The sequence below is a fragment of the Acetatifactor sp. genome, from assembly GCF_982438285.1.
Window position 1 is genome coordinate 1 of sequence record NZ_CEWDFQ010000435.1, and the last position, 2126, is coordinate 2126.

General features: G+C 44.2%; 2 protein-coding genes. One reads left to right on the plus strand and one right to left on the minus strand.

Annotated elements, in window-relative coordinates:
• On the plus strand, positions 1 to 716 hold a 716-nt coding region (locus AC1WIP_RS14940), incomplete at its 5' end, for a Crp/Fnr family transcriptional regulator (protein WP_481142576.1).
• A 2-nt stretch (positions 717 to 718) separates the two neighbouring features.
• Here AC1WIP_RS14940 and AC1WIP_RS14945 read toward each other — a convergent pair.
• The coding region (locus AC1WIP_RS14945) for a penicillin-binding transpeptidase domain-containing protein (protein ID WP_481142577.1) at positions 719 to 2126 on the minus strand (1408 nt) is incomplete at its 5' end.

Sequence of the window (2126 nt, forward strand, 5' to 3'; positions counted from 1 at the left end):
AGGAAAAACAATCTATGGAAGCTTACCTTACCTTTTTGAAAAATACCAATATGTTTCTTGGAATCAGCGAAGAAGAAATCAACACGATGCTCAAATGCCTCTCCACCAAAAAGCTGCACTTCCAAAAGGGGGAATACATCATCCGCAACGGAGAGGACAACCACTTTGTGGGCATGGTACTCTCTGGACATGTGCTGATAGAAAAAGAAGATTACTGGGGAAATAATTCTATTTTTGAGGAAATCGCCCCGGGGATGATCTTTGCGGAAAGCTACGCCTGTATTTCCCTCCTTCCCCCAGAGCTCAACGTTTTAGCCGGCACAGATGCTGACGTTATGTTTTTTGACTTCCGCAGAATCTTTACGGTATGCTCCTGTGCCTGCATTTATCATACAAAGCTGATTCACAACCTCTTAAATGCCATTGCAAGAAAAAATATCAGCCTCACCCAAAAGATAGAGCACCTGAGCAAACGCACCATCAGAGGGCGGCTTTTGTCCTATCTGTCTGCGGAATCCCTGAAGGCAGGCAGCAGCTCCTTTACCATTCCCTTTAACCGCCAGCAGCTTGCCAATTATCTTGCGGTGGACAGAAGTGCGCTCTGCAGTGAAATCAGCAAGCTGCAAAGGGAGGGAATTCTCTCCTGCAGCAAAAATAAATTCCGCTTTTTGCAGCGGCCTGCGCAAGGAGAGCACTCCCTGGAGCATTTGGGATAAACTCATTGCTCCATTTCACGATCCATTGCCGCCAAAAGCTCCAGGTTCTTCCTCTCATAATCGTTAAATACCGCGTCGTCAAATTCGTCACCTGCCACAGTGGGCCGGTACCATGCGCACCCCATAAAATAGGAATACAAATCCTCATCTTTGAAAATGTATCCATGCTTTGCATAAATTTCATTTTTCACAAGATGAATGATAATCTTTGGGTCATTTTGGAAATCCTCTTCCCTGTAGTATTTCATATCCGTAAAATACAAGGGCTCTATGACATTGGAAATATCAGTGACACCTCTTATATTTTCCCAATAATTGGTGACCTCCGCATAATATTTGCTGGCCTGGTAGTAAGGAATTCCTTCCGTAATTCTCTCCTCTATCTCTTCCCAAGAGAGACCGGCATAAAACTTTTCATAAAACTGCTCCATCATTTCTTCGTAGGTCAAGTTTTGTGTACCCGCTTCATCTTCCGAACCTAAATAATCGGAAACTATTTGTATGGCTATCTCCTTAGCTTTTGTACTGGACACATTTTGATCCTCTGTTTCTCCCAAGTACACACAAAAGTAGATTCTTTTGTCTTTCGCCTCTGCAAACCCTGTAAACCAGGAATCAATAACAACGCCATTCGCTTTCCCCATTCCCGTTTTTCCATAAATTGAAATACCCGCCTCATTTTCCTCTGGCACCAGCATGACCTGTTTTAGCTGGCTTATGGTTTCTTCCGAATACTCCGACGCATCCCCGAATATCCGCTCCATAACCTCCACCTGCTCCCTGGGTGAAATCAGCAATGACGACTCAATCCAAAAGCCTGTTAAGGCCGGATTGCTGTTGTTGGTATTCAGCCGTCCCTCCCAGTCGGAAATGTCACAATTACCATATTGAAGCTTGTCCAGCTCCTCCTGCATCAAATCTTTTCCAATTTCATCTATCACCTCTCGAAAATACCAGACACAGGAAGTGCGGAAGGCCTGGGAAAAGTCGATGTCCTGATTCCATTCCTCATTCCAGAATATTTCACCACTCCATGTACGTGTAGAATCATCCGGCCGTATGATTCCATTTTCCAGAGCGATCAAAGAAGAAATGATCTTAAAGGTAGAGCATGGAGAACGCTGTGTCAGCGCTAATTCCTGATGATAGATCTGATAGCCGTTCTCATCTGCATCATAAACAACAGCCGCGCCATTCACTCCATCAAAAAAATCAGACCAATCCACCTCTGTTATAATCGGCTCTTCTGTTTTTTCTTCCGACTCATCTGCTGTCGCTTCCGGCGCTTGTGTAATTTCTTCCTTTGGTATTTCTTCCATTTCAGTTTTTTCTTCGAATGTCTGCGTTTCCACCGTCTGTTTATCTATCAGACTATCCTGTTCCTCCGCACATCCTGTAAAAGTCAAAAGT